At 39.5% G+C, this 8,784-nt stretch carries 9 protein-coding genes; all 9 read left to right on the plus strand.

Features of this window, described 5'->3' with window-relative positions:
• Positions 1–162 precede the first annotated feature (162 nt).
• The 9 genes from DBR40_RS23585 to DBR40_RS23620 all read left to right on the plus strand — a co-directional run bounded on the left by DBR40_RS23585 (position 163) and on the right by DBR40_RS23620 (position 8,750).
• Positions 163–606: an SPOR domain-containing protein gene (locus DBR40_RS23585; protein WP_124562195.1), complete on the plus strand. Its 444-nt coding sequence runs from the start codon at positions 163–165 to the stop codon at positions 604–606.
• Complete coding sequence (locus DBR40_RS23590) at positions 593–1,777, plus strand: M20 family metallopeptidase (protein ID WP_124562196.1); 1,185 nt, start codon at positions 593–595, stop codon at positions 1,775–1,777. Before DBR40_RS23585 ends, DBR40_RS23590 begins: the two co-directional genes overlap by 14 nt.
• A 90-nt stretch (positions 1,778–1,867) precedes the next feature.
• Positions 1,868–2,809, plus strand: coding sequence for a hypothetical protein (locus tag DBR40_RS23595; protein ID WP_124562197.1), 942 nt, complete (start codon positions 1,868–1,870; stop codon positions 2,807–2,809).
• Between the two features lie 59 nt (positions 2,810–2,868).
• Positions 2,869–4,434, plus strand: a complete 1,566-nt coding sequence (locus tag DBR40_RS23600) for a serine hydrolase (protein WP_124562198.1) — start codon at positions 2,869–2,871, stop codon at positions 4,432–4,434.
• 18 nt (positions 4,435–4,452) lie between these two features.
• Positions 4,453–5,112, plus strand: a complete 660-nt coding sequence (locus DBR40_RS23605; protein WP_124562199.1) for an SGNH/GDSL hydrolase family protein — start codon at positions 4,453–4,455, stop codon at positions 5,110–5,112.
• 121 nt (positions 5,113–5,233) lie between these two features.
• A complete protein-coding gene (dnaG, locus tag DBR40_RS23610) occupies positions 5,234–7,231 on the plus strand; it encodes a DNA primase (RefSeq protein ID WP_124562200.1) in 1,998 nt (665 codons plus the stop codon).
• 234 nt (positions 7,232–7,465) lie between these two features.
• The gene (locus DBR40_RS27060; RefSeq protein ID WP_233603974.1) at positions 7,466–7,549 is read left to right on the plus strand and encodes a YraN family protein; all 84 of its coding nucleotides are present in this window, start codon (positions 7,466–7,468) and stop codon (positions 7,547–7,549) included.
• Entirely contained in the window at positions 7,550–7,690 is a 141-nt protein-coding gene (locus DBR40_RS27065) for a hypothetical protein (RefSeq protein WP_233603973.1), read from the plus strand.
• A complete protein-coding gene (locus DBR40_RS23620; protein ID WP_124562201.1) occupies positions 7,668–8,750 on the plus strand; it encodes a glutaminyl-peptide cyclotransferase in 1,083 nt (360 codons plus the stop codon). Before DBR40_RS27065 ends, DBR40_RS23620 begins: the two co-directional genes overlap by 23 nt.
• Positions 8,751–8,784 lie beyond the last annotated feature (34 nt).

Consider the following 8,784-nt stretch of genomic DNA (forward strand, 5'->3'; position numbering starts at 1 on the left):
ACTTTTTGGGGCATGTCCAATTTTGAAAAGAATCTGGCTTTTTTATAGTGCAATCACCCAAATAATTACCATTTGCACAACCCATAAAGAATGCCGATTTTTGTAACAAATCCGGCATTCCTGTTTTTAAAACAATTTTCGTCTGCCTGATGTAATACCATCATGAAAATATTTTATACGTTAATCTTCAGTTTGCTACTATTTAAAACATCTTTTGCACAAAAGGGAGAGGTTATCGTAATCAAAGATCCCTTAATTGATAGTTTAATTGCAAAACGACTTGAAGTGTATAAAACTTCGGGCGAGGTAAAAACAGGTAAGCCCATTGTTTCTGCATACGGCTACCGGGTGCAGATCTTTTACGGATCAGACCGGCGGGAGGTTTTTAATGAACAGGCCAGGTTTAAAGGACTTTATCCTAAATTAAATACCTACCTCATTTATAAAGAACCTAATTATTATGTTCGTGTAGGCGATTTTAGGACCCGTCTCGAAGCCCAACGCTTAATTAACGAACTCAGACCAAGTTTCCCCACGCTGTTTATTTTCAGGGAAAAAATCAATGCCCCAAATTTAGATACCAATACAACTGATGATCAAAAATAAAGTACAAGAACTGGCCGCAAATATTTTTAACGATGTTGTAGGCTATCGTCAACATATACATGCCAACCCAGAATTATCTTTTAAAGAATTTGAAACCTCTTTATTTGTTAAGGATAAATTAAAAAAATGGGGCATCGAATATACCGATTGTGCCAATACCGGTGTAGTGGGTTTAATTAAAGGTAACCTGCCATCCGATCAGGTAATTGCATTACGTGCAGATATGGATGCCTTACCGATTCACGAAGCCAACGATAAGCCTTATGCCTCGAAAAACCCGGGGGTAATGCATGCCTGTGGACACGATGTGCATACCTCTTCACTCTTAGGGACGGCTTGTATTTTAAACCAGCTGAAAGATGAGTTTGGCGGAACAATCAAATTGATTTTTCAACCGGCAGAAGAGTTGCTACCCGGAGGTGCAAGCATTATGATTAAAGAAGGTGTGCTCGAAAATCCGAAACCACATCACATCGTTGGTCAGCATGTTATGCCGTTAATTGATGCTGGTAAAGTGGGTTTTCGTTCAGGTATCTACATGGCCTCAACCGATGAATTGTATGTTACTGTTACCGGAAAAGGTGGTCATGGTGCGCAGCCACACCAAAATATTGATCCGGTGGTAATTGCGTCACACATTATCATTGCTTTGCAGCAAATTGTTAGCCGTAATGCCGATCCGCGTATCCCTTCGGTTCTATCCTTCGGTAAAGTAACCGCAAGTGGCGCCACCAATATTATTCCCAACGAAGTAAAAATTGAGGGTACATTCAGAACGCTTGATGAAGATTGGAGAGCAGAAGCGCACAAGCGCATGAAAAAAATGGCTGAAGGAATTGCCGAAAGCATGGGGGGAAGCTGCGATTTCGATATTCATAAAGGTTATCCTTTTTTAATCAATGAAGAAAAGCTAACGGCTAATGCGAGGGCTTTTGCAGAAGATTTCTTAGGCAAAGAAAACGTGATAGATTTGGATATCTGGATGGCTGCTGAAGATTTTTCTTTCTACTCGCAGGTAACAGATGCCTGTTTTTATCGTTTAGGAACAGGGAATGCTGCGAAAGATACACAGTACTCCGTGCATACACCACGATTCGATATCGACGAAGATGCACTAAAAATCTCGACTGGCTTAATGGCCTACATTGCTTTAAAGCAATTGGGCAACTAGAAGAGAGGTAAGATGGATGATGTAAGCTGAACAACTACATAATTACATCATCCATTTAAACAGGCATCGTTTTTGCCATTATGATAAAATATGAAGAGAATATTTTTAGTTCTAATACTCAGCTCGCTTTTTTATACTGGGTTTGCCCAGGAAATCCAACGGTTTAATCCTGATACCATTAAAACCATTACGCTCGATTCGACCGTAAACATCAAGGCCGAAAAGCTGAATATCGAAACTTTCATCAATAAGGTAATAAACGATACCTCATTTTATCAGTCGTTCAGGGATATGAAACGCTACAGTTTTATTGCCGAGAACCGGATTTACAGTTACGATAAAAAGAACAAGGTTGATGGTAAGATTTATCGCAAAATAAAACACAATAACAGCGGACCGTATAAAATGGAATACCTGGTAAAGCAGGATACCGGTAAAATTTATAAGAAAAACGGTAAGTATCAGTTATATACCGTAGAAATGTTCGATTACATTTTTATGAATGCCTACAATACTGATTTTGTACCTAATGCTCCTGCAGCAGATGGAAAAGGTGGTACAAATGAAAGTTATAAAGATAAATTGAAAACGCTGATCTTTAATCCCGGTCGACCAGTTAAAGTCCCTTTTATTGGCAGTAAAACAGAGATTTTTACAGCCAATATGCGCCAGTATTACGATTATGCCTTTACCAGTGGTACTTATCTCGATTCTATTCCGGTTTACCGTTTTAAGGTTTCAGTTAAACCCGATTTAAGCAGCTGGACCAAAGATGGTGTGATGATTAAAGAGCTTGTAACCATTTTCGATAAACGTAATTTCAATATTCTTGGCCGTTATGTAGACATGAAGTATAGCAATATGCTTTTCGATTTTGATGTGCAAATGAATATTGAAATGGGTTATTTCGGGGATGATAAGTTACCGACCAAAATTACCTATCAGGGCAACTGGGACTATCCTTTCAAAAAGGAAGAACGCGCCAGTTTTTTAATTGTTCATAAAGATTACAAAATCGAAAAGGGCAAATAAGGATGAATGATCGCCTGAAAGATTTATTATCTTTAAGCGGTTAATTTAAATCTCTATCCATGCAATTACTCTCGCGTGCCAAACTGGTACTGTTTTTATTTTTATTTGCTGTTAGTCAGCTCAATGCACAGGTTTTGACCTCGAAACAGATCGACAGCATTTCTGAAAAAACGTTAAGTGCTTTTAATGTTCCGGGTTTAGCCGTTGCGGTGGTTAAAGATGGGCAGGTAATCCATGTAAAAGGTTATGGTGTGCGCTCATTAAAAAACAATCAAAAGGTAGATGAAAATACGCTGTTTGGCATAGCTTCAAATTCGAAGGCATTTACAACTGCAGCATTGGCTATATTAATTGATGAAAGGAAACTCTCCTGGGATACCAAAGTAACCGATATTATCCCGGAGTTTAAAATGTACGATCCTTACGTTACTGCCGAATTTAACATCCGTGATTTACTTTCACACCGGAGCGGTTTGGGTTTAGGTGCAGGCGATTTAATGATCTGGCCCGATTCTTCAACCGTGAGCAAGAAACAGATTATCCATAATTTACGCTATTTAAAACCTGTTTCTGGTTTCCGGAGCAAGTGGGATTACGATAATTTGCTTTACATCGTGGCCGGAGAAGTAATTGAACGGGTTTCGGGTAAAACTTACGAAGACTTTGTAGAAAGCCGGATTATGCAGCCATTGGGGATGAGCAGAAGTGCTACTTCCTTTAACCGTTTAAAAGATAAATCGAACAGCATTGATGCCCATGCACCGGTGAACGGAAAAATTACTGCTATTCCGAAAGATTTTTCGGAAAACAGCAACGCCGCTGGAGGGATTAATACCAGTGTAAACGATTTGAGCAAATGGGTAATTACCCAGTTAAATGGCGGTAAGTATGGCGAAAAGCTCGATAAAACCTTGTTTAGCAAACAAGCCCAAAACCAAATGTGGACCATGCATAGTGTTATCCCGGCTGGTAAAGGATCTTACAACAGGCATTTCTTTGGTTATGGCTTGGGTTGGTTTTTAAGTGATGAAAAAGGCTACCTGGTTGCCGAGCATACTGGTGGCTTAGCCGGAATGGTGAGCGAGGTAACTTTAATTCCTGATCTTAAACTGGGAATTATCGTGCTAACCAATCAACAATCGGGCGGGGCATTTTATGCCATTACGCAAGCGATTAAAGATGGATATTTCGGTATTAGCGGAAAAGACCGGATTAAAGAACATGCTTCAAATGAGCAAGGTGAAAAGGATGAAGCTAAAAAGGTAACCGATAAAATATGGGCTGATATTGCTGCTGCCCAAAAAAATGCAGTAAATAAAGCTGACGAAAAAAAATATCTGGGTGTATATAACGATGTTTGGTTTGGTGACGTAACCATAAGCAACTTAAACGGTAAGATGCATTTTCAGGCCAAAAACTCGCCCAAATTAAATGGTGATATGGTATTTTATAAAGGCAACACTTTTATTGTGAAGTGGTACGACAGGAGCTTGGATGCAGATGCTTTTGTAAACTTTAGCCTCGATAATGAAGGCAATCCGGTTGGTATTAAAATGGAACCCATTTCGCCATTAACCGATTTTAGCTTTGATTTTCAGGACCTCGACTTAAAAAAGAAACCATAATTTAACGAATTAAAACATATGAAAACCCTGTTCAGAACCACTGTTTTACTTAGTATTTGCTTAATTGCTTTAACCTCAATGACATTTAAACCCAAACGCATCATCTTTTTTGGCGATTCTATTACCCAGCAAGGTGTATCCAAAAATGGTTATGTAACCTTAATCAAAAAATCGCTCGATTCTACCAAGTATGACATTATTGGCGCAGGGATTGGCGGCAATAAAGTGTACGATTTATACCTGCGTTTGGAAGATGATGTATTGAATAAAAAACCTGATCTGGTGGTAATTTATGTAGGTATTAACGACGTGTGGCACAAACAATCCTCTCATACTGGCACCGATTACGACAAATATTTAAAATTTTATCAGGCTTTAATTAATAAAATTCAAGGTGTAGGCAGTAAAGTTGTATTGGTTACTCCATCAGTTGTTGGCGAGAAAAAAGACGGTACCAACGAGCTAGATGCAGATTTGAATAAATATGCCGCCGGAATCAGAGCCTTAGCTGCCAAAAATAATCTGCCAGTGTGCGATTTGAGAAAAGTTTTTGCTGATTATGAAGTACAAAATAATCCTGAAGATAAAGAAAAAGGAATTTTAACCGTTGATAGGGTACACCTGAACGAAACCGGTAACAAGTTGGTTGCCGATCAGTTATTGCCTTTGGTTAAATAGATTTTTTAACCGCAGCGTTCGCAAAGTATTTCGCAAAGCACACAAAGAAATTTTCTCTGTGTGCTTTGTGTTTTTTCTCTGTTATCTTTGTGGTTAAAGAAGAGGAAAGCTCAAGGCGTATATGATAAACCGCGAAACGATAGATAAGATAATGGATACCGCCCGTATTGAGGAGGTAGTTGGGGATTTTGTGCACTTAAAAAAACGCGGAACAAGTTTAATTGGTAATTGCCCTTTTCATGGCGAAAAAACACCTTCCTTTCACGTTTCCGTAACCAAGGGTATTTATAAATGCTTTGGCTGCGGTAAAGGGGGCGATTCGGTGCGCTTCATTATGGATCATGAAAAATATTCATATCCCGAAGCGCTTAAATTCTTAGCCAATAAATATAATATAGAAGTAGAGGAAGCCGAGCTTTCGCCCGAGGCTGCCGAGGCACAGAGCGCCAAGGAAAGCCTTTATATTGTATCGCAATATGCCAGTGCATTTTTTGTGAAACAACTTTGGGATACCGAAGAGGGGCGGGGGATTGGTTTAAGCTATTTTAAAGAACGGGGCTTTAGAGAAGATATCCTTAAAAAGTTCGAAGTGGGTTACTCCCCAGATGTTTGGGATGCGCTGACACAAAGTGCTACAAATGCAGGGCACAAGCTTGAGTTTTTAGAATCGACTGGTTTATCCATTAAAAACGACAACGGCAAAATTTACGACCGTTTTCGTGGCCGGGTAATGTTCCCAATCCATAACTTTACTGGCAGGATTATCGGTTTTGGTGGACGTACGTTAAAAACAGATAAGAATGTTCCGAAATATGTAAACTCGCCCGAAAGCGAAATTTACCATAAATCGAATGTGCTTTATGGTTTGTTTCATGCCAAAAAAGCCATCCGCGATTTAGATAACTGTTACCTGGCCGAGGGCTATGCCGATGTACTTTCTGTGCACCAGGCTGGCATTGAAAATGTGGTGGCTTCATCCGGTACTTCGCTTACTGTAGAACAGATTAAACTCATTGGCCGTTTTACCCAAAACATTACCATTTTATTTGATGGCGATGCCGCAGGGATTAAGGCGTCGCTGCGTGGCTTGGATATGATCCTGGAAGAAGGCTTAAACGTGAAAATTGTTTCTTTCCCCGACGGGCACGATCCTGATTCGTACATGCACCATGTTGGGGCAGGCGCTTTCAAAACCTATTTGGAGCAAAACCGTAAAGATTTTATCCTTTACAAAGCCAATGTATTACTTAAAGATGCTGGTAACGATCCGATAAAACGGGCGGGTATTATTCGCGATATTGTTGAAAGTATTGCTAAAATTCCCGATCAGATTAAGGCATCAGTATTTATCCGCGAGTGCAGCAGTCTGCTCGAAATAAGCGAACAGGTCTTATCTGGTGAGCTGACTAAAATGCGTTCGGCCAAACTGAAAAAGAACTTTGATAGTAATCAGCGAAGCAATCAATCGGCTGCTCCAAAACAGTCATTCTCTTCTTTCTCTCCTGGTCCGCCGGAGCCACTTGGCCCACCCGATGATTTGTGGGATGATAGTGCCGGCCCTATGGGTTACGAGCCACAAGAGCCGATTAAAGAAGAAGAGTATCAGGAAAATGAAATTGTACGCCTTTTACTAGCTTACGGGCACGAATTTGTAAACTGGGACAAAATAGACGATATGTATATTGGCCCGTTTATTATGCAAAACCTGGCCGATGTGGAGTTTGATGATCCGCTTTGCAAAAAAATTATTAATTATTATAAATCAGAGATCGATAACGGCCGGTTGCCTACAGCCAATCACTTTATTACGCATAAAGAACGCGAAATTGCCGATTTGGCCATTACCTTATCAAGTTCAGAACATGCGTTAAGCGAAAATTGGCTGAATAAACATCTGATTTACGTTAAAGACGAATCGATGAATCTGAAAGCAACAATTTTGGGCGGGATTTTTCACCTTAAAAAGCGTAAAGTAGAAAATATTTTGATGAGTCTTTTAAAAGAAATTAAAGAAGAGAAGGACGCTGATAACCAGATGATTTTGATGCAACGTTATGGGGTGATTAAAGGGGTAGAACGCGAGATCTCTAAATTTTTAGGTTCGGTTATTGTGAAGTAATGATTGAATTTGGAATTGAGAGAGAATGTATTTGTTAACAATATGCTTAAATTCAATCATTCAAAACTCTATCCTTCAATTCAATAATTAAAAGATGGCGCTCCATAATGATTTAGGCCGGTTAGGCGAAAGTATTGCCAGGCAATATCTGGAAAGCAAGGACTAAGAGCTATTGGATGAATACTGGACCTATGGCAAAGCAGAAGTCGATCTTATGTTTATAAAGACGGGATAATGATCTTTGTAGAAGTGAAATCGCGCAGCTCGGTTGCTTTTGGGGAGCCTGAAGATTTTGTCGACAAAGCCAAACAGATATAAATGGAACTTGCCGCTAATGCCTATATAGAAATCATGAATCATCAAAATGATATCCGTTTTGATATTATTGCAATTACATTTACCAAAAATAAAGATCATACATTAAACCATATTGAAGATGCATTTTGGCCTGAAGACTAACGCTATTAAAAAAATTATATACCTCGGTTTAACCTGTGCAGTGTTAAGTGCCTGCAAAAACGATGCTAGTACCAATTACCGCAGTTTTCTATCACCCATGATTGGTGTTAATGTGCCCTTAGGCAAGGAGATCGATGTAAAGGTGCAATTTGGCGGCGGAGAACCTGTAGATTCGGTGGTTTACTTAATCGATACCATAAAAGTAATTGCCAAAACAGATACCGGAGCCGTTAAGCTTAAAACCGAAGGACTTAAACTGGGTAACCACCTGTTAACCGCAAAAATTTTCGGGGCCGGTAAATCAGAGGATGTTACGTCCAATATCAACGTGCTGGCAGCAAAGGCGCCTGTGGCATACACCTACAAAGTAATTAAAACCTTACCACACGATACCGCTTCGTATGTAGAAGGTTTGGAATATCATGATGGCTTTTTTTACGAAAGTGCTGGCGATTATGGCCATTCGAGCCTGCGTAAAGTAGAACCTTCAACGGGTAAAATACTGCAGAAAACTGATTTGGATAAACAATACTTTGGAGAAGGAATTACCGTTGTTGGAGATAAGATTATCCAGCTTACCTACCGTGAGAAAGTAGGTTTTGTGTACGATAAAAATACCTTTAAAAAACTATCGGAATTTGCCTACACCACAGGTAGAGAAGGCTGGGGGCTTGCTTTTGACGGCGAAAAAATATTGAATACGGATGGTTCCAATACTATTTTTTTCCTGAATAAAGATACCTATCAAAAAATTAGCTCTATTGATGTATTTGATGATAAAGGGGCTATCCAAAACCTGAACGAACTCGAATTGATTGATGGTAAAATATATGCCAACGTATATACCACCAATAATATCCTGATCATTAACCCCCAAACAGGCGCGGTAGAATGCAGCATCGATTTATCGGGATTATTGCCTGCCGATTACTTTAAAAGCGAAGATGCCAGGGCTAATAATGTACTTAATGGTATTGCTTACGATAAGGCAGGTAAGAGACTCTTTGTGGCAGGCAAGAAATGGCCACATATTTTTCAGATTGAACTGATTAAAAAGTAATAAAAAGGCCGGGTTTGGACATGCCCCAAAAAGT

Origin of the sequence: Pedobacter sp. KBW01, assembly GCF_003852395.1 — a bacterium.
In the GTDB taxonomy this organism is placed as follows: Bacteria; Bacteroidota; Bacteroidia; order Sphingobacteriales; family Sphingobacteriaceae; genus Pedobacter.